16 protein-coding genes are annotated in these 17507 nt (G+C 55.3%); 4 read left to right on the forward strand and 12 right to left on the reverse strand.

The features are described 5' to 3' along the window. Nucleotides 1–201 precede the first annotated feature (201 nt). From B3Z23_RS03290 to B3Z23_RS03315, 6 genes are read right to left on the reverse strand one after another with little or no spacing between them, the layout of a single operon-like run. Complete coding sequence (locus B3Z23_RS03290) at nt 202–1323, reverse strand: alkylhydroperoxidase domain protein (protein WP_294901524.1); 1122 nt, start codon at nt 1321–1323, stop codon at nt 202–204. After that, nucleotides 1320–2345: a putative FMN-dependent luciferase-like monooxygenase gene (locus tag B3Z23_RS03295; protein ID WP_294901527.1), complete on the reverse strand. Its 1026-nt coding sequence runs from the start codon at nt 2343–2345 to the stop codon at nt 1320–1322. The genes B3Z23_RS03290 and B3Z23_RS03295 overlap by 4 nt, the downstream gene beginning before the upstream one ends. Further along, a complete protein-coding gene (locus tag B3Z23_RS03300) occupies nt 2342–3955 on the reverse strand; it encodes a dipeptide ABC transporter ATP-binding protein (protein WP_294901557.1) in 1614 nt (537 codons plus the stop codon). Before B3Z23_RS03300 ends, B3Z23_RS03295 begins: the two co-directional genes overlap by 4 nt. A gap of 11 nt (nt 3956–3966) precedes the next feature. Continuing rightward, nucleotides 3967–4821 (reverse strand): ABC transporter permease, encoded by an 855-nt coding sequence (locus B3Z23_RS03305; protein ID WP_294901529.1) that lies wholly within the window; start codon nt 4819–4821, stop codon nt 3967–3969. Beyond that, nucleotides 4818–5762 carry an ABC transporter permease gene (locus B3Z23_RS03310; protein WP_294901531.1) on the reverse strand — a complete coding sequence of 315 codons (945 nt, stop codon included), beginning with the start codon at nt 5760–5762 and terminating at the stop codon, nt 4818–4820. Before B3Z23_RS03310 ends, B3Z23_RS03305 begins: the two co-directional genes overlap by 4 nt. A 15-nt stretch (nt 5763–5777) precedes the next feature. Next, nucleotides 5778–7358, reverse strand: coding sequence for a TIGR04028 family ABC transporter substrate-binding protein (locus tag B3Z23_RS03315; RefSeq protein WP_294901559.1), 1581 nt, complete (start codon nt 7356–7358; stop codon nt 5778–5780). A 367-nt stretch (nt 7359–7725) separates the two neighbouring features. Between B3Z23_RS03315 and cbl the strand changes: the two genes are divergently transcribed. Next, on the forward strand, nt 7726–8682 hold the full coding sequence (gene cbl / locus B3Z23_RS03320; protein WP_038019213.1) for an HTH-type transcriptional regulator Cbl: 957 nt from the start codon (nt 7726–7728) through the stop codon (nt 8680–8682). A 28-nt stretch (nt 8683–8710) separates the two neighbouring features. Here the strand turns inward: cbl and B3Z23_RS03325 are convergent, their stop codons facing one another. Further along, entirely contained in the window at nt 8711–9694 is a 984-nt protein-coding gene (locus tag B3Z23_RS03325; RefSeq protein ID WP_294901534.1) for a Gfo/Idh/MocA family protein, read from the reverse strand. Between the two features lie 173 nt (nt 9695–9867). Here B3Z23_RS03325 and B3Z23_RS03330 point away from each other — a divergent pair, with 173 nt between their 5' ends. Further along, a complete protein-coding gene (locus B3Z23_RS03330) occupies nt 9868–10026 on the forward strand; it encodes a hypothetical protein (RefSeq protein ID WP_294901537.1) in 159 nt (52 codons plus the stop codon). Nucleotides 10027–10066: 40 nt separating this feature from the next. On the opposite strand, the gene B3Z23_RS03335 is transcribed toward B3Z23_RS03330, so the two are convergent. Next, nucleotides 10067–11083, reverse strand: a complete 1017-nt coding sequence (locus tag B3Z23_RS03335; protein ID WP_294901539.1) for a CorA family divalent cation transporter — start codon at nt 11081–11083, stop codon at nt 10067–10069. Between the two features lie 192 nt (nt 11084–11275). Between B3Z23_RS03335 and B3Z23_RS03340 the strand changes: the two genes are divergently transcribed. Then, nucleotides 11276–12883, forward strand: coding sequence for an inorganic phosphate transporter (locus tag B3Z23_RS03340; RefSeq protein ID WP_294901541.1), 1608 nt, complete (start codon nt 11276–11278; stop codon nt 12881–12883). Nucleotides 12884–12896: 13 nt separating this feature from the next. After that, nucleotides 12897–13814 carry a polyphosphate kinase 2 gene (ppk2, locus tag B3Z23_RS03345; RefSeq protein WP_294901543.1) on the forward strand — a complete coding sequence of 306 codons (918 nt, stop codon included), beginning with the start codon at nt 12897–12899 and terminating at the stop codon, nt 13812–13814. A gap of 45 nt (nt 13815–13859) precedes the next feature. On the opposite strand, the gene B3Z23_RS03350 is transcribed toward ppk2, so the two are convergent. The 4 genes from B3Z23_RS03350 to B3Z23_RS03365 are packed head-to-tail and all read right to left on the reverse strand — an operon-like array spanning nt 13860 to nt 17472. Next, on the reverse strand, nt 13860–14639 hold the full coding sequence (locus B3Z23_RS03350) for a heme ABC transporter ATP-binding protein (RefSeq protein ID WP_294901545.1): 780 nt from the start codon (nt 14637–14639) through the stop codon (nt 13860–13862). Continuing rightward, complete coding sequence (locus B3Z23_RS03355) at nt 14629–15636, reverse strand: FecCD family ABC transporter permease (RefSeq protein ID WP_294901547.1); 1008 nt, start codon at nt 15634–15636, stop codon at nt 14629–14631. The genes B3Z23_RS03350 and B3Z23_RS03355 overlap by 11 nt, the downstream gene beginning before the upstream one ends. Beyond that, a complete protein-coding gene (locus B3Z23_RS03360) occupies nt 15626–16447 on the reverse strand; it encodes a heme/hemin ABC transporter substrate-binding protein (protein WP_294901549.1) in 822 nt (273 codons plus the stop codon). The genes B3Z23_RS03355 and B3Z23_RS03360 overlap by 11 nt, the downstream gene beginning before the upstream one ends. Further along, nucleotides 16444–17472: a hemin-degrading factor gene (locus B3Z23_RS03365; RefSeq protein WP_294901551.1), complete on the reverse strand. Its 1029-nt coding sequence runs from the start codon at nt 17470–17472 to the stop codon at nt 16444–16446. Before B3Z23_RS03365 ends, B3Z23_RS03360 begins: the two co-directional genes overlap by 4 nt. Between the last annotated feature and the right edge of the window lie 35 nt (nt 17473–17507).

The raw sequence follows: 17507 nt of genomic DNA on the forward strand, positions 1-17507 counted from the left end.
GTGAGCAAAGCCCTGCAGGTTATCCTGGCAGAGCTCCCCACCGGCCAGAGAACCACACCTTCGGCAGAAATCCCGGGGTTGTCAAAAACAGAGCGCAGGAAACAGAGGAAAGAACAAAGTAAACAGGCGCCGGAGAGGTTGATAGTGTTGTCGGGAATCTCAGGATCCTGTGGGGAGGCGACCACCTCCCCGGACCCCGGATTACGCCGCCGCTTCCGCCGTTTCCTCAGGAATAAAGGGTTCGCCCAAAGTCAGCATTAGCCGGTTCGCCCATGCGAAGAACGCGGCCGACTGCAGCAGATCGGTGATTTCCAGGGTAGAAAGCGACAGTCCACGCAAACGTTGCAGATGTGCAGTGGTCAGTTGCGGTGGCGTCACGGATAATGCGGCCACGGCCTCAATCTCTGCTTCCCAGCGTTCAGTCTGACCTGCCGACAGCGGATCTCCCGGCTGCACCTGGAGCAGTAATGCCACATCATCCCGCTGCTTCGACAATTGTGACGCCTTACGGGCATGTACCGAGGCGCAATAGATGCAGCCGTTCACCTTGCTGGTGACGGCCGCAGCCAGCTCACGTTCGGCACGGGCTAAACCGCCATTAGTGTAGAAAATACCCTTATCGGTCAGTGTGCGCTGTTCCAGTACCGGCAGGTTACGGCCCAGTAACCGGAAGTATTCAGAATCCTGATGCCCGAAGCGAATCAGAGTCTCCTGCTGCTCAGGGCTGAATTCAGCGAAAGGTTTCGCCGCCAGCCAGGATTCCCAACCCAGGTTTTTCTGGGTAAAGGCGACCGGCGCCGGACGGTGTTGTTGGGTCTGCGGATGGGTATGCCAGCGCCCCGCAGCCACCGGACCCGGCTCTGCCACAGCATCGTCCTGAGGTGCCGTCAGCAATGAAAAACCGTGAATTAAGCGGCTCTGGAAGCTGACAAAAGCAATCAGCTGCGCCAGGGTAATAATATCGTCAGTCTCCCAGCCCGCCTGCTGCAGCTTCTGTAAATCATCCGGGCTGGCCGCCACCGGTTCAAACGTCAGGCGGTGCGCAAAGGCCAGCGCAGCCTCCAGCCGGGCAGAGGTTTCTGACGGGTGACTCAGTATTGAGTAATGCTGTTGCAGGGCATCGGCATGGTGCCAACCCGCGACACTGGCCGCGACCAGTGCACGCAGTGACAAAGGGAAGTGATCGCTGCCGGCGCCAAATAACGCCTGATAACTGCCCTGAGTATGCTCCGTGGCCGCGCTACGGATCTGCCGGCTTTCTGCCAGTTCTGAGCCGGCGGGGATGGCGGATAACTGCTGAACCAGATCGTAAATTTCACTCATAAAGACCTCTCTGACAATCTCTTTGGCGCATGCTTGCGCAACACCGGGGCGATATAGCGGGACAGTAACTCCAGAGAACGGAGCACGTCGGCATGTTCAGGTTCCACAGAATGCACCTGGAAGGAGATATCTGTGACCCGGGACAGGCAACTGTCCTGTAACAGGGAAGAGAGCACATCCGGCGGATCGCCGATATGGGCATCAAACTGACCGATAAAATCGTCCAGAGTCTCGCCCCTTAACTGGTGGCCAGACTGACGATAAGCGGCGGCCTGGGCGGTCAGACCCGGCAATGCTACTTTACGGGCGTACTGACGGTCGTCCGCGACAAAAGCGGTCCGGGAGGCCAGTATCCTGGGGGCAACCCCGGACGGCAGCGCCGCCAGATAAGCATCAATTATTGGGTTTTGCAGTGCATCCAGCGGCAATTCTGGCTGGCCTTCCGGTCTCGGCTGGGTGCGCGACAGCATCAGCCCGTGCCCCGCTTTACCGGCTTTTTCCGCCCCTGCCACCGAAAACGTGGCGATCCAGATTTTATCAGCAAGCCCGGGGGCCGCCGGATAAAGGTGATTCGCGGTATCCGCCAGTGCCTGTCCTTGCCATGCCTGTTGCAGGGTGCCCAGATGGTTGGCAAACACCTCCCCCCGCTGCTCAAAGCTCAGTCCGAAGGGTTCAAATGAGCTGGGTGTCCCTCCGGAACCTAATCCCAACTCCAGACGCCCGCCGGTCAACAGATCCAGCACCGCGGCATCTTCAGCGACCCGAATCGCATTCTCCATCGGTAAAGTGATAATCGCGGTACCTAAACGAATGTTGCGGGTCACCGCACCGACATGAGCCAGAAACAACAACGGCGAAGGTAAGCCCCCTTCCTGTTCATGGAAATGGTGCTGGGCCACCCAGGCACTGTCAAAACCGAGCGCCTCCGCGTGGCGGATCTGCTCCGTCGCCAGCCGGTAGCGTTCTGCGGCCGGGGCTTTATCCAGCAACCGCGTAAAGAATCCTATCCGTTTTTCGCTCATAGCACTGCCTCCACTGACGGGCTGAACGCCGGGATCGCGTTAATCAGTTGACGGGTATAATCGCTTTGCGGTGTGGCAAACAGTTGCGCCGTATCGCCTTGTTCGATCAGTCTGCCACCACGCAATACCGAGACCTGGTGAGCAATACGCCGCACCACCTGTAAATCGTGGGTAATAAACAGATAAGTCAGTGAAAGCTTTTGCTGCAACTCACTGAGTAACGCCAGAATTTGCGACTGTACAGTCACATCCAGTGCCGAAGTGGCTTCATCCAGGACCAGGATCTCCGGCCGCAGGATCAGCGCCCGGGCGATCGCCACCCTCTGCCGTTGTCCGCCGGATAACTGCTGCGGGCGTCGCGATAACAGGGCCGGATCCAGGGCCACCTGGACAGTCACCTCCTCTACCCGCTGCTGGCGTTGCAAACGGGTCAGCGTGGTAAAATTCAGTAACGGTTCTTCGATAATAGAGAATAAGGTCTGGCGCGGATCCAGCGAGGAAAACGGATTCTGATAAACAAACTGGATTTTCTGCCGTAACTGCCGCCAGCCTTCACGTGACAGGCCGGAAGTCCTCTGACCGCTGATTTCGATATCGCCGCTATCCGCCTGTTCAAAACCCAGCAGAATTCGCGCCAGCGTGGTTTTGCCTGACCCCGATTCCCCCACCAGCGCGTGGGTGGTCCCACGGGATACGGTCAGAGAAATATCCTGTAATGCCTGCATCTGTTGTTTACGGCTCAGAGAAAACTGCTTAGCCACCGAGGAGATGCGGATCACCGGTGAACTGTCAGCCACGGTGACCGGCAAGCTCCCGGCAGGGGCATAATTTTCACGAACACTGGCCAGCAACTGCTGCGTATAACTATGCTGCGGATGGCTAATCACCTGTTCCGTCGCCCCCTGCTCCAGCAGGCGACCTTCGCGGAACACCACCAGCCGGTCGGCATGTTCACTGGCCAGCGCCAGAGAGTGAGTGATAAACAGTACCGCAGTATTGTATTCATGCCGCAGCTCATCAATCAGGTTCATAATCAGCTTCTGCACGGTAACATCCAGTGCACTGGTCGGCTCATCAGCAATAATCAGTGCCGGTTTCATGGCTATGGCAATGGCAATCAATACCCGCTGTTTCATACCGCCGGACAACTGGTGCGGATACTGGGAAATGCGTTGTTCCGGATGGCTCAGTCCGACACGGCGAAACAGTTCGGTCACCTGTTCGCGACGTTGGGTGCGGGAGAGCCGGGGGCCCTTCAGCAGCAGCACTTCACCGACCTGATCGCCCAGGGTTTTTAGCGGATTCAGTGAGTTCCCCGGGTCCTGGGGGATTAGGGAAATCTGAGCACCACGCAGGCTGTCCAGCCGGCGGGATGACCACTGGCTGATATCTTCACCGTTAAACAGGATCCGGCCACTGCTGCGGCGACCATTCTCCGGCAACAGTCCCATCACCGCCTGAGCCGTGGTGGTTTTCCCGGAACCGGATTCCCCCACCACCGCCAGCATTTCGCCGGCATTCAGGCTAAAGCTCACCTGATGCACTGTTTCGCGCCACTGGTCACCGGAATGGTAAGCCAGCGTCAGCCCATCCAGCTGTAATACCGGCATGGCCAGGGTTGTCATAGCGTATCTCCTGATAAATAGTGGCTGATACGGTTAGCCGCCAACACCACGGCGATCACCACCCCTCCCGGGAATACCGACAGCCACCAGGCAGTCGCCAGATAGTTACGCCCTTCGGCGATCATCAGTCCCCACTCAGGCACCGGTGGCGGGCTGCCAAACCCCAGAAAACTCAGGGTGGATAACGCCAGAATAGCCTGACCAAATTGCAGGGCAGAGAAAGCCAGTAATGTCGGCAGCGCATTCGGCAGCACATGGCGCAGGAACACGGCCGGAAAACGCCCGCCACTGCCAAATGCGGCTTCGATATAATCCTGACGGCGGATACGTAATACTTCCGCCCGTGCCAGCCGGGCAAAATTGGCGACCGAGGCACAACCTACCGCCAGTGCCGCATGAAAAGTCCCCATACCCAGCAGAATAATAATGCTCAGTGACAACAGCAGCGCCGGAATCGACAGCAGCACATCCACCAGACGCATCACCAGATTTTCCACCGACAGACGACTGAAGGCGGCCAGCATTCCTGTGGCGGCCCCGACCACCAGCCCGACAGCAACCGCAGCGACCGCAGCCGATAATGACCAGCGGGTGCCATAAATAATCCGGCTGAGCACATCACGCCCCAGCTGATCGGTGCCCAGCCAGTGGCTGCCATCCGGGGGAGTCAGTTGTGTCCCGGCCACCCCGCTGTAAGGGTCATAATGGGCGAACAGGTATGGAAACAGGGCAGCTACCAGCGCCAGAGCAATCACAGCCCATGCCAGCCACAGACCCGGTGTTATCCGCAGACGACGGGCCGCCCGTGGCTGATTTTTGCGTTGAATACGCAGGCTATCGATAGCAGTCATACTTTCCCCCGCGAGGCAAGATTAAGGCGCGGATCCAGTAAAGGGGTCAGCAGATCCGCCAGCAGATTAATCACAACGTAAGCCAGTGCTGAAATCATCACCACTGCCTGCAACACATTGTCATCCTGATTGTTCACTGCCTGCCAGGTCACCTGCCCCAACCCGTTCAGTCCAAATACCGTTTCGGTGACCAGCGCACCGGCAATCAGTTCCCCCAGCAACAGGCCGGCGACCGTCAACAGTGGCAGGCTGGCATTACGCAGAACATGGCGGAACAGTACCCGTAACTGGCTGACGCCGCGCGAACGCGCCGCGGCGACAAACGGCTGAGTCCGCACCTGATCAATACTGCGCAAAAATATTTGCGCCAGAGGTGCCGCAATTGGCACCGCCAGCGTGATCACCGGCAGGATCATTCCGCCAACCGGCGAGGGATTGATCACCGACACCCAGTGCAGCTGGAATGAGAAGATCTGAATCAGAACGATCCCGAGCCAGAACACCGGCAGAGACACCAGCAGCGAAGGCAGTGAATACAGGCTGTTACGCAGCCAGTGTAAGCCGGGCAGCCAGGCGATAATGGCGATTCCCGGGCCGATAATCAGAGCCAGAATAAACCCCGGGATCACCAGTTTCAGCGTCTGTGGAAAATTGGTGGCCAGTACATCGGTGACCGGCACCCCGAGCTGTACCGAATAGCCCAGGTTACCGTGCAGTATGGCCGTCAGGGCAGAAAAATATTGCTGCCAGGCGGGGACTCCGTCACCGTACAGCTTACGCATCTGCGCAATCTGCTCAGCGTCCAGGCCCAGAGAAGGATCAAGGAATTTGATCATGATGGCGTCGCCAGGCAACAGTTGTAACAACACAAAGGAGAGTGTCCAGGCTGCCCACAACACCAGAATTCCCTGCAGCACCCGCTGCAGCACATAACGCCCCATGATCCCCCCTCCCGCTTATTTCTTATCTAACCAGGCATCATAGAACGATGGCCGGCCAACGGCTTCAAAACTCATCCCTTTCAGCCACTGCGCACCCGCATAGACCTGGGGTTCTTCGAAAATCGGGATCACGTACGCCTGCTCCAACAGATAGCGTTGGGCATCGCCGGTCAGTTTCAGGCGTTGTGCGTTATCGGTTTCCTGAGAGATTTTCAGCAGCAGATCATTCAGTTTGTCATCGCGGAAGCTTTTCACTTTATTGCTGAGACCGCCCTTTTGCAGCAGCAGATCACGGTTGGCCGGATAGAAGTCACTTTTGATCACATCCGGATCGGCCCTGCCCACTTCCGCCACCGCCAGAGGTGCTTTCAGGGGATCGAGATTATTCAATGCGGAAGTCCCGGCATCCGCCGGACGGACATTGAGGTTCACTCCGATCTCACGCCACTGACGGGCAATCAGTTGCAGTACCTGCTGGTTTTGCGGCTGCGGCAGGGATACATAAACGCTGAGTGATAACGGCACGCCATTTTTCTGACGGATTCCGTGACTACCGGTGATCCAGCCCGCCTCGTCCAGTAATTTCTTCGCCTGTTGCGGATCATAAGTCAGCAGATTTTGCAGCGGCACATAGCCTAATGCGCTGGCGGCAATCACCGAGGTGGCCACCGGATAATTTGGTGAGAACAGGGTATCGACAATTTGCTGGCGGTTAGTCGCCAGCAGCAATGCCTTACGTACCCGGACATCGGAAACCAGCGGATTATCCGGCCGGAAACTCAGGCTGTCGTTCACGCCACGGGTCGCTTCGGCATAAATCGTCAGGTGTTGTGCCGCCACCCGTTTTTCATCATAGGCCTGAATCTGGCGAATAAAATCCGCCTGGCCGGCCAGTAATGCCCCGATACGAACACCATCTTCAGGCGTCACAAGGATCTGAATGCCATCCAGATAAGCCCGCCCCTGATGTGGATCATTCACCGGTCCCCAGTGGTAATCTTTACGCGCGACCAAATCCAGTTCATGACCGAGAGTTTCAGATTTCACTACAAACGGGCCGGAACCGATAATATTCCGCGCATCGCCTAACTGGTCGAAACTTTTATTCAGGGTAGAGAGCGAAACCAGTCCGGAACCAATGGTCGAGGTTCCCTGTAAAAAACCTGGTGAAGGCTGTTTAAAATAGAATTTAACCGTCAGCGGATCGATGACTTCGCTGTGGTCATAATTATTTATCACTTCAGAGACCGGGAAATGTTTTTCTTTATTTCCCAGTCCGTAAGTATCGAAGTTTTTAGCGACCGCGGCAGCATCCAGGGGTGTACCGTCAGAGAACGTCACCCCCGGGCGTAGTTTAAACGTCCACTCTGTCTTTTGCGGATTACTGCTCCAGCTTTGGGCAATCCAGGGTTCAATCGCCAGCGTTTTGGGGTTTTGCCAGGTGAGCTTATCGGTTAACTGATTCAGGATGCCCCCGTTCGGATAGAACCCACCGGCCGGCGGATAAAGATTAGTATGCGCCTGCTGTTCCAGATAAATTAATGTGCCCCCCTGATGAGGCTGCGTGGCAGCCCATGCCGGCAGCGCGGCCACCATCAGTGTGAACAGTAAATGTTTTTTAAATCCTGCAAAACGCCATTCTTTCATCCACTGCCTCTTTAATTATAAAAAATCCGCCCGGATTTCATAATAAGAGCCGTGGAATTGAGAGTTGAAATAACAAAAATGGCAAAGCTTGGATAAAAAAAAACTAACCGCTCCCCTGAGAGCAAAAACCAGGAAATAATTTCTGTTTTATGCCACTGTGTGGTCGAATTTACTAAACCGCCGACCCGGTCTGCTGTTCTGAGAGAAAATAATTGCGTATATACCGTTCCGGAATATCTGAAAAGTTTTAATTATTTACCCCGTCAGGTAATTTTTTTTATTTTACTGGGGTAACTCTTTCAGAAAAGTGAATGACATGAACTTCCAGCAGCTAAGAATTATCAGGGAGGCATCCCGGTGCCAGTTCAATCTCACCGAGGTCGCCAAAACCTTATATACCTCGCAGTCAGGGATCAGCCGGCACATCCGTGAACTGGAAGAAGAACTGGGGGTAGAACTGTTTATCCGTCATGGTAAGCGGATGCTGGGTCTGACCGGGCCTGGTAAAGAGATGCTGACCATTGCACGCCGCATTCTCGATGATGCCGGAAAAGCACGGCGTTTAGGTGAACTGTTCACTGGCCAGCAGGATGGTGTGCTGACTATCGCCACTACCCACACTCAGGCCTGTTATTCCCTGCCGGATAAGATCAAACTGTTTCGCGAACTTTACCCGAATATCCGTCTGGTGCTGAATCAGGGGACCCCGGAAGAGATTCGCGCGATGGTCAGTGCCGGAACCGCTGACCTGGGTATCGCTTCTGAAGTGCTGTCTAACAGCGAATCATTACGCGCGTTTCCCTGGTTTAAGTGGAATCATAAAGTGCTGGTGCCCCGTCAGCATCCGCTGGCTGATCTGACCGATGTTACCCTGGAGCATCTGGCGGCATGGCCGCTAATTACCTATCGCAGCGGGATGACCGGACGTTCGGCTATCGACCAAGCCTTTGAAAGTGCCTCGCTGAAAACCGATATTGTTCTGAGTGCTCAGGATTCGGATGTGGTGAAGACCTACGTTAAACTGGGAATGGGCATCGGTATTCTGGCGGAAACGGCAGTCACCGAAGAGGATGAAGGGGTCAGTGCACTGGATGTGCGCCATCTGTTCTCTGCCAGTACCGTCTGGCTGGCTGTCAAACGGGGCCAGTTACAGCGCGACTATCTGTGGCAGTTTATGATGTTGTGTAATCCGAATTTGTCGGTCGACGAGCTGAAAGCCAATGCACAAAACAGCTCAGCAGCCAGTGAAGTAGCGTATAATTTCGAAATCTGAGAGCGGCCGCCACGGCGGCCCTCACTGCTTAGTCTGTTTTGTCGGCAGGAAAACGCACCCCGGTCTGGCGGCGGATCTCCGTCAGTAACCGTGAAGTGATCAGACTGACCTGTAATGCCGGATGGTCCACGACCCGGTCAGCCACCAGCCGGGCAAACAGTTCGGCCTCATAACGCATGGTATTGTCATGCTGTGGCACACTCAACGCCTGTGGCTTTTCCCCGCGCGGATGCAGAGTTACTCCGTCGCAGGTCGACAGTTTATCGATAACCAGTGCCCCCTGCTCCCCCTGGATTTCGCTGCCCAGCACCGAATCGCTGACTTTGGAATGCAGAATGGTGACATCAAAGTCTCCGTAATTCAGGACTACCGCACCGTGCGCATCCACCCCGCTATCCAGCAGGCAGGCCTCTGCAATCACACTCTGCGGCTCCCCCCATAACGCCACCGCACTGGCCAGCGGGTAAAAACCGATATCCATCACCGACCCGTTAGAAAAGGCCGGATTAAAGGTATTCGGATTCTCTCCGGCCAGATAGCGCCCGTAACGTGATGAGTACTGGCAATAATGCAGCAGCGCCTTACGCAGGGTTCCCAGTGCCGGCAGAGTTTCGCGGATCACCCGAAAATTAGGCAGCGTGGCGGTTTTAAACGCTTCAAACAACACCACCTGATGTTGTCTGGCGCAGGCTATCATCTGCTCTGCTTCGCGAACGTGAGAGGCAAAAGGTTTCTCGCAGATCACATGCTTCCCATGCTGCATAAACAGACAGCTCTGCTGACAATGCAGTGAATTCGGGCTGGCAATATAAACAGCATCAACCTGCGGACTTTGCGCCAGTTGTTGCAGGTCGGTAAACAATGCCGGTTTACCATATTTTTCGGCAAACGATGCCGCCTGCTGCTTGCTACGGGAGTAAACGGCAGACAGCTGATACAACCCGCTGTCCAGTGCCGCGCTGACAAAGCTGTCAGTGATCCAGTTAGTTCCAACTACGGCTAAACGTAACATCGCTTATTCTCCTGCCATCACCGGTAAAGGCTTCACAGCATAGCGGTAATTGCCCGTTAAGTCGCCGGGTTCCCTGCTCACCACGCGCTGTCCGCGGCAATGATCACAGAATTGTCATCTGTGGCTGTCATGCTGACCCCCGATGATTCGATATTCAGCCACTACGAGGTTTCATGATGACATCAACTTACGCGGTACAAATTGAAGATATCCTGGCGTCAGGCCAGCGCTACCTGTCCGATGATATTCAGAGCCCGGAACGTCGGGGAGCCCGCGACTATGAAGAGTATGATGATCAGGGCAGTGCTCCCGAACTCTGCTTTGATGAGTAACTGACAGCCGCTGGCGGTACCACAAGGCAGCGTACCGCCCTCAACGGCTGCGTCGGTATACCCACAAACAGGCAATCAAAGTAAACAGCACCACCAGCGCCACCAGATGGAAAAAACCATGATGGTCACTGGCCAGCGGAATACCCCCGACATTCATCCCAAATAATCCGGCAACGATATTAATCGGTAACGCCAGTACCGTAATAATTGTCAGTAAATAGAGTGTACGGTTATTCTGTTCCATCAGTTGCGCGCCGGCTTCCTCCTGTAACAGGCGAATCCTCTCCATCAGGTTACCCAGGTCATTCAGCCCGACGCTGAATTCTTCACTGAATTCACGCAACTCACGGGTCTGTTGGTCGGCCAGCCATTCCGGCGGACGGTTCAGTAAGCGAAACAGCGCCGCCGGTTCCGGGGCCAGCAGGCTCTGAACCCGCAACAGGCTGCGGCGGATTTTACTAAGTATGGTCCGGTTATGCCGCATCGCGCTGTTAAACAGCCGCTCCTCTATCTGGTAGACATCATGGCTGGCATGACGAATGATCGACTCCAGGCAGTTTTCCTGAATTTCCAGCAGCCAGAACAACATCTCTTCGGCACGGCTAAAGTCCAGATCCGGCAGTGTGGCCACCATTTTTTCGATCATGCTCACCGGCTTGTAGCGGGCGGTAATAAGAATTCCCCGCCGACACCAGGTCCAGAGAGTAGCATTGTCGATCTGGCTGCCCTGATGCTCCAGCCGTACATCGTTCAGTACCGTAAACAGTGCATCGCCCTGCAGGGCAATACGGGTACGTGAGGAAGTCGCATTAATTTCATCCAGAAAATCATCATCCGGTAAAAAATGCTGACGCAGCCAGCGCCCGGCGGCGGCGTGATTAAGATTAATATGCAGCCAGATAAATCCCTGATCGACAGGCGGTTGCTGTGCCAGTGTGACCAGTGCTTCTGCCGTCTGGCGCTCTGGTGCGGCACCGGCAGAAAAATAATAGCCATACATCAGCCCGGAAACTTCTTCCGAAAAATCGGTCTGGCGGGGAAAAGGTCCTGGCAGCATGGTTGAATCTCAGTGGTTCAGGGTAATTTGCCACGATCATAAGAGTGAAATATTTCAGTCATATTAACACCACAAAAAGCGCTGTTTTTTCTCCCGGGAGACCAGATTTACTCACGCCTTCATCTGACTGTCATAAAGTGCCGCTATTTATACAGCGGTCATCACCTGCGATGAATACACAGTGAGATTATTATGAGTCAAAACAGCCTTCCGCTGGGAACCGGAGACGTTACCTCACCGGTTGAACAACACCGTCAGGGCAAGCGCCCCGCAATTATTGTCGGAGTACTGGCACTTGCCGGCCTGGTGTTTGCCGGCCTTAATGTTTTTCAGGATGTCTCTCTGTCCGGAGACCATTTCACCAGTTACCTCTCATTTACCTTACTCGGACTGGCGTTGGTCATCGCGCTGGGCTTTGAATTTGTGAACGGATTTCACGATACCGCCAACGCGGTAGCCACCGTCATTTATACCCGTTCCATGACCCCGAATATCGCGGTGGTCTGGTCAGGCTTTTGTAATTTCTGTGGCGTATTACTGTCCAGCGGCATGGTAGCCTTCGGGATCATTTCTCTGTTGCCGGTGGATTTGATCCTGCAGGCCAGCTCAGGTCACGGTTTTGCCATGATCTTTGCCCTGCTGTTCTCTGCCATTATCTGGAACCTCGGTACCTGGTATTTTGGTCTGCCATCCTCATCATCCCACACCATGATCGGTTCGATCATCGGTGTTGGCGTCGCTTACGCCATTCAGGCCGGACAAAACGGGCTGAGCGGTGTTAACTGGGGGCAGGTGACCAGCGTATTCTCAGCATTACTGCTGTCACCGATACTTGGCTTTGTGCTGTCGGCCATTTTGTTGCGGGTAATGAAAAGCACCATCCGTGATCGTCAGTTGTATCAGGCACCTAAAGCCGATTCCCGACCGCCATTATGGATCCGCAGCCTGCTGATCCTCACCTGCTCGGGTGTCTCTTTTGCCCACGGTTCTAACGACGGGCAGAAAGGCATGGGGCTTATCATGTTGATCCTGGTGGGTACCATGCCGATCGCCTACTCGCTGAATCGCTCCATGCCGGACAGCGAAGTGCCGCGGGTGGCGGCACTGGCGGAAGTCACCGGTCAGCAGCTACTGCGGTTGCAACAGGTTCAGCCGGAGACGACCGTCCAGGCCCGTACAAAGTTACAGGAGTTTATCCGTCAGCCTTCCGCCGATGCCGGAACCTTACCGGCACTGGGTGTGGTGCTGAGCGATATCAGCCAGCAGCTTCAGCATTATGGCGCGATGGATAAGATTCCGGCACATCTGGTCCCGAACATCCGTAATGATATGTACCTGGCATCGGAGGCTATCGGTAGCATGAAATCCACCAGTCTGGTGGTGCCTGCTGACACCCAGCCAAACCTGAAAGCCATGAAAGCCGAACTGGACCGTTCAACCCGCTTTATCCCGATGTGGGTGAAGATTGTGGTCGCTCTGGCGCTGGGCTTAGGCACCATGGTGGGCTGGAAACGCATTGTGGTGACTGTCGGTGAACGGATTGGTAAAACCCATCTTAACTATGCTCAGGGGGCCAGTGCCGAACTGGTCGCCATGGCCACTATTGGCGCAGCCGATGTATTTGGTTTGCCGGTATCCACCACCCACGTTTTATCTTCAGGGGTTGCCGGAACCATGGCAGCCAGCGGGGGCGGACTGCAAAAATCGACGCTGCGCAATATGATCATGGCCTGGATTCTGACCCTGCCGGTCTCCATCCTGCTGTCCGCTTTACTGTTTACACTGTTCTCACATTTCTGATCAGGACACGATTATGTCTCTACATGATAACCATGGCTCAACGCCTGAGTTTAATGCCCGGCTACTGCAAGAATTTTATGACAGCTACGACGAAGAGCTGGAAATGGAACTTGATGATCTGCGGCTGGATAAACAAACCCCTGATACAGTAGATGAAAAAAACTGGCGTCGTCGCTACTTCCGTGAATTGCTGCACCTGCAGGGCGAGCTGGTTAAATTACAGGACTGGGTGACCCGTACCGGTTACCGCGTGGTGATTATTTTTGAAGGCCGGGATGCTGCTGGTAAAGGTGGCGTGATTAAACGTATCGCCCAGCGCCTGAACCCTCGTACCTGCCGTGTTGCGGCACTCCCGGCACCCAGCGATCGTGAAAAGACCCAGTGGTATTTTCAGCGTTATATCTCGCATCTGCCGGCCGCCGGAGAGATGGTGCTGTTTGACCGTAGCTGGTATAACCGTGCCGGTGTGGAACGGGTGATGGGCTTCTGTACCCCGCAGGAACTGGAAGAGTTTTACCGCAGCGTTCCTGAGTTTGAAAAAATGCTGGTGCGTAGCGGCATCAAAATCATTAAATACTGGTTTTCGATTACCGATGAAGAGCAGGAACTGCGCTTCCTGAGCCGCATCCATGACCCACTGAAACAGTGGAAGCTCAGCCCGATGGACCTGGAAAGCCGCCGCTTGTGGGAAAACTATACCGAAGCCAAGGAAGATATGCTGGGACGCACCCATTTCCCGGAAGCCCCCTGGTGGATAGTGCAGGGCGTTGATAAGAAACGTGCAAGGCTCAACTGCATCAGTCACCTGCTGTCGCAGATCCCGTATGAAACTCAGGAACATCCGTTAATCATCCTGCCGAAACGTGAGCATAAAAAAGATTACATCAGAAGCCCGGTACCACAGCATATGATTGTGCCGGATAAATACTGACCGGCTGGCAACAACACTCACAGGCGCCTTCCCGGCGCCTGTTTTTTACGGCAGCAACATCACCTGGGGTCGCTGATGGGGAGTATCGGTATTCACACTGAGCTCTGCTTTATACCAGCGTTGCAACAGTTCACTTTCCAGCACCTGTTGTGGTGTTCCTTCCGCCACCAGACTCCCCTGATGCAGTAATAACAGCCGGTCAGCCCACAATGATGCCAGATTAAGATCATGCAGCACGCTGCACACCATCAGCTTGCCCTGCCGGGTGAGCCGGTGTAGCAGCCTGAGAATATGCTGCTGATGATAGAGGTCCAGTGCGGAGGTTGGTTCATCCAGAAACAGGCAACCCTGCGGTTCGCCGTCGCGCCAGAGTTGCGCCAGGACCCGCGCCAGCTGAACCCGCTGCTGCTCTCCGCCGGAGAGTTGCAGGTAACTGCGGTCGAGCAGTTCATCACAGCCGGTCAGCCCGGCCACCTGACTGACTATCTCATCCTGATGATGGCGGCTCCAGGCGGCCCTGCCCAGGCTTATCACCTGACGGGCGGTCAGCGAAAAGGTCAGAGAACTTTGCTGGCGCATCACGGCCCTTTGCCGGGCCAGTTGCTGTCCGTCCCATTCGCTCAGTGCTTTCCCCTGTAAACGGCATTCCCCGCTGTCGGGAGCAATAAAACCGCTGAGCACCCGCATCAGGGTCGATTTTCCTGCACCGTTCGGCCCTATCAGAGCAACCATTTCTCCGGCCGACAGTCGCAGAGAAATCCCGCTCAGTAACTGGCGCTGTCCACGTTGCAGACCGACCGCCATTGCTTCAAGTTCAGACATCATCATTCCCCTGCTGACGGCGGACGATCAGCCAGAAAAACCAGGGGGCGCCAATCAGACTGGTCAGTAATCCGACCGGCATTTCCGCCGGAGAGACCAGGGTGCGGCCCAGGGTATCCGCCACTAACAGTAAAATGGCTCCGCTCAGCGCAGAGGCAGGCAACACTCTGCGATGATCACTGCCAAAGCACATCCGCATCAGATGCGGGATCACCAGCCCGATAAAACCAATCACTCCACTGACCGAGACCGCGGTGCCTACCAACAGAGCATTCAGCACCAGTAACTGACGTTGGGTTCGCTGGACATTCACTCCCATATAATGGGCATCTTCTTCCCCCAATTGCAGCAGATTGAGCCGGTTGGCGAACCACAGCGTCAGTACCGCAGACGGCAGAATCAGTAACGCACACACCGCCAGTGCCGGCCATTGCGCCTGTGCCAGGCTGCCCATTCCCCATAATGACAACTGCCGCAACTGCTGATCATTGCTGACCCACGAAAGTACGCCGACGACAGCCCCGCAAACGGCATTGATTGCGACGCCAAACAATAATAACCGTGACAGATGACCGCGGGTAAACTGGCTGAGTTTGAAGATGAGAGCGGTGACCAGCAGACTGCCGGTAAACGCAGCAATCATTGGTAGCCACAACAAAATGGCGGGAGGTAAGGCCAGCGGAATAACAATCGCGACGGCAACCGCCAACCCTGCCCCGCTGCTGATGCCAAGCAAGCCGGGATCGGCCAGTGGATTGCGAAACAGCCCCTGCATCACCGTCCCGGAGACTGCCAGCGCCAGCCCGACCAGTGCCGCCAGTAACACCCTCGGCAGGCGGATATCCAGCCAGATCCTGCGACCCAGGCTGTCGGGGCCTTGTTGCCAGAGAGAAATCAGCGACAATCTGATTGCCCCGGTCTGGCTGGCGACCAGCAATGTCGCCAGCAGCACCAGCGCCATCACAATTAACCAGCCTCGTGTCTGACGGCTATTCAGCATGAATTTTTTCTGCAGCCTGACGCAGCTGCAAAATTGCCTTTGGTGTGTCTAAACCAAAGCCCAGTAACGCCATCTGATCGATGTACAATAACCGGTGATGCTTACCCGCCGGAGTCATGGCTAAACCTGGCAGTTTCCAGAACTTATCCGGCCCGCCCAGAGCCTGAACACCACTGCGATCGACCAGCACTAAATCCGGAGCCGCAGCAATCACCCCTTCGGCAGACAGTGTCTGGTAATGGGGCACATTGCCCATCACATTGGTCAGTCCGGCACTGCGGATAGCCACATCCGCCGCCGTCTGATTCCCGGCAACCATCGTCGTCATGCCGCTGTTCGCCATGATATACAGCACTTTCACCGGCAACCGGGTCGACGGAATCGCGGCTATCTGCTGGCTGATCTGGCGCAATAACGACTGTGCCGCCGCCGTTTCATTCAGTGCGGTGGCAATGGTGGTAACCTTCTGTGAAATGGCAGACAACGAGTTTTCACCGGTCACTTCCACCACCTTCACGCCAACGCCGGAAAGCTGGGTCAGTACCTGAGAGGGTTTTGCCTGCTCATTGGTCAGCACCAGGCTGGGTTTCAGCGCCAGAATCCCTTCGGTATTTAACTGGCGCATATAACCTACATCCGGCAACTGAGTGGCCTGAGCCGGGCGGAAACTGGTACTGTCGCGCCCGACCAGCTGGTCACCGGCACCGAGAGCATAGACAATTTCCGTGACATCACCACCAATCGACACTACCCGTTGGGCAGCAAATACCGGTAACGCCAGCAGACAAAGCATCAGGCCAAATATTCTCATGCAGGTACGCCTCCGGCTAAAGATTCAATCTGCTCACGCCACTGCGCCTGTTCCGGGTGACCCTCGCTGCGTTGTCCGTACAGCTGGGCAATCTGGGTGCCATCGGCGGCAAACAGTTCCAGACTGGTGACATGACCGTCGGCCGTAGGCTTGCGGGTAATCCAGCTTTCAGCAATCTGCTGGTCCTGCAGGTGCAGGGTAAAGTTCGGATTAAAGATATTCAGCCAGCCTTTCATCGGGGTCACTTTCTCAACGGCGCCGGTGAAAATCTGGGTACAGCCACGGTTACCGACGAAAATCATAATCTCGTTGCCGGCTTCATGGGCCAGGGTCAGCAAACGTTCCAGGGTTTGCGGGGCAACTTTCTGCGCTAAATCATCACTCACTGCCGCAAAAGCCTGCGGACGACTGATATTGTGACGACTGAGTAACTGGAAAAACTGATGGACATCGGTCATCGCACGCCATTCCTGCTCTATTTTCTGTCCATCAACATGCTGAGCAAATTCCGGAGCAGCCACGGGATTCAGCGCTAATCCTGCGGGTTCTGCCAGTACAAACTGAGCAATCAGCTGTTGCCATGCCTGAAGGTCGGTATTGTCGGTGGCATAAATTTTCAGTACCGCATTACCCTGATCATCAAAGATTTGGATGCTTTTTCGCTCACCCCGGGCACTTTGTTCCTGCAGATAAAAGGCGCTGTGCCATTTCGACAGAAAGAAACGCAGATCCAGATGGCGCGGGTTAAGCACCAGTCCGGCATGCGGGCCAATATGCAGATTATCGTAGGTTCCGACCTGTTCATGGACAGCATATTCGTTACGGGTAATATTTTTGGTCTCACCCACTGCTTTCAGCGCTTCCAGCAATGCCGGGAAGTCAGCACGTAGCTGCTGTGCATCGTCTGCCGTTCTGGCCAGTAACAGTTCTGCTTCAGTTATGCCCATCAGTGCCGCCAGATCACGGGCGTAAGTGCCAGGATGCTGTGCTTTTAATTCCAGATACTGCTGATAATGTGTGCTCATAAATTCTCCTGCGTCCTCATTTCCCTGAGAGCCCT

The sequence above is a fragment of the Tatumella sp. UBA2305 genome (assembly GCF_002345795.1).
Lineage (GTDB): Bacteria > Pseudomonadota > Gammaproteobacteria > Enterobacterales > Enterobacteriaceae > Tatumella > Tatumella morbirosei.

Bases quoted from the DNA above. Each gene is read 5' to 3' on its own strand.
- B3Z23_RS03290 (WP_294901524.1), bottom strand. From the start codon at position 1,323: ATGAGTGAAATTTACGATCTGGTTCAGCAGTTATCCGCCATCCCCGCC.
- B3Z23_RS03295 (WP_294901527.1), bottom strand. From the start codon at position 2,345: ATGAGCGAAAAACGGATAGGATTCTTTACGCGGTTGCTGGATAAAGCC.
- B3Z23_RS03300 (WP_294901557.1), bottom strand. From the start codon at position 3,955: ATGCCGGTATTACAGCTGGATGGGCTGACGCTGGCTTACCATTCCGGT.
- B3Z23_RS03305 (WP_294901529.1), bottom strand. From the start codon at position 4,821: ATGACTGCTATCGATAGCCTGCGTATTCAACGCAAAAATCAGCCACGG.
- B3Z23_RS03310 (WP_294901531.1), bottom strand. From the start codon at position 5,762: ATGGGGCGTTATGTGCTGCAGCGGGTGCTGCAGGGAATTCTGGTGTTG.
- B3Z23_RS03315 (WP_294901559.1), bottom strand. From the start codon at position 7,358: ATGGTGGCCGCGCTGCCGGCATGGGCTGCCACGCAGCCTCATCAGGGG.
- cbl (WP_038019213.1), top strand. From the start codon at position 7,726: ATGAACTTCCAGCAGCTAAGAATTATCAGGGAGGCATCCCGGTGCCAG.
- B3Z23_RS03325 (WP_294901534.1), bottom strand. From the start codon at position 9,694: ATGTTACGTTTAGCCGTAGTTGGAACTAACTGGATCACTGACAGCTTT.
- B3Z23_RS03330 (WP_294901537.1), top strand. From the start codon at position 9,868: ATGATGACATCAACTTACGCGGTACAAATTGAAGATATCCTGGCGTCA.
- B3Z23_RS03335 (WP_294901539.1), bottom strand. From the start codon at position 11,083: ATGCTGCCAGGACCTTTTCCCCGCCAGACCGATTTTTCGGAAGAAGTT.
- B3Z23_RS03340 (WP_294901541.1), top strand. From the start codon at position 11,276: ATGAGTCAAAACAGCCTTCCGCTGGGAACCGGAGACGTTACCTCACCG.
- ppk2 (WP_294901543.1), top strand. From the start codon at position 12,897: ATGTCTCTACATGATAACCATGGCTCAACGCCTGAGTTTAATGCCCGG.
- B3Z23_RS03350 (WP_294901545.1), bottom strand. From the start codon at position 14,639: ATGATGTCTGAACTTGAAGCAATGGCGGTCGGTCTGCAACGTGGACAG.
- B3Z23_RS03355 (WP_294901547.1), bottom strand. From the start codon at position 15,636: ATGCTGAATAGCCGTCAGACACGAGGCTGGTTAATTGTGATGGCGCTG.
- B3Z23_RS03360 (WP_294901549.1), bottom strand. From the start codon at position 16,447: ATGAGAATATTTGGCCTGATGCTTTGTCTGCTGGCGTTACCGGTATTT.
- B3Z23_RS03365 (WP_294901551.1), bottom strand. From the start codon at position 17,472: ATGAGCACACATTATCAGCAGTATCTGGAATTAAAAGCACAGCATCCT.